Annotated in this window: 1 protein-coding gene; it reads right to left on the bottom strand. The window is 40.2% G+C overall.

Annotated elements, in window-relative coordinates; genetic code table 11:
- Positions 1–83 precede the first annotated feature (83 nt).
- Entirely contained in the window at positions 84–410 is a 327-nt protein-coding gene (locus KIV41_RS24720) for a hypothetical protein (RefSeq protein WP_285337854.1), read from the bottom strand.
- Between the last annotated feature and the right edge of the window lie 164 nt (positions 411–574).

Here is a 574-nt window from a genome sequence, read left to right as displayed (position 1 = left end):
GCATGCCACCTTAAACACTAAAACCAACGCATAGTAAAAATGCCACGCGTTGCGAATCCCTCTTGAACAATTTGTTAGGTGAATTATCGCGCACCCAACTCCTTTAGTTTCCTTGCACTTTTTAGAACAGGTTGAAGATAGTTTTCTAGCGCTAAAAACCATTGCGGCTCAGACAACTTACCATCAGAGCCAACTTCTAAGGGAGGTACCCAATCTTTGTGCCGATTAAAAAGATCTAGGATTGAATCACTAACATTCGACAATTGATTTTGGTTAAAACCATTGCAAATCAGCTCATCTACGTCAAACAAAGCACGCTCGTATATTGAAATTATCTTGGCATCGTTATGGTTTAGTTGAAGATGAGCAATTAAAAGCGTCAAACGTCCTTTTAAGTCGTTTAGCTGCATCAATCTATCATTATTTGTGTAGTGATATTCTATTAATTGACCTAACGCCCTGTTAAGGGGTGAGCAACGCAATACTGAAGCCCCCGCATACCACCTTAAACACTAAAACCAACGGATAGTGAAAATGCCACGCGTTGCGAATCCCTCTTGAACAGTTTGTTATG

Origin of the sequence: Vibrio sp. D401a, assembly GCF_030248515.1 — a bacterium.
GTDB lineage: Bacteria > Pseudomonadota > Gammaproteobacteria > Enterobacterales > Vibrionaceae > Vibrio > Vibrio rotiferianus.
This window is presented reverse-complemented; position numbering and strand designations above follow the sequence as displayed.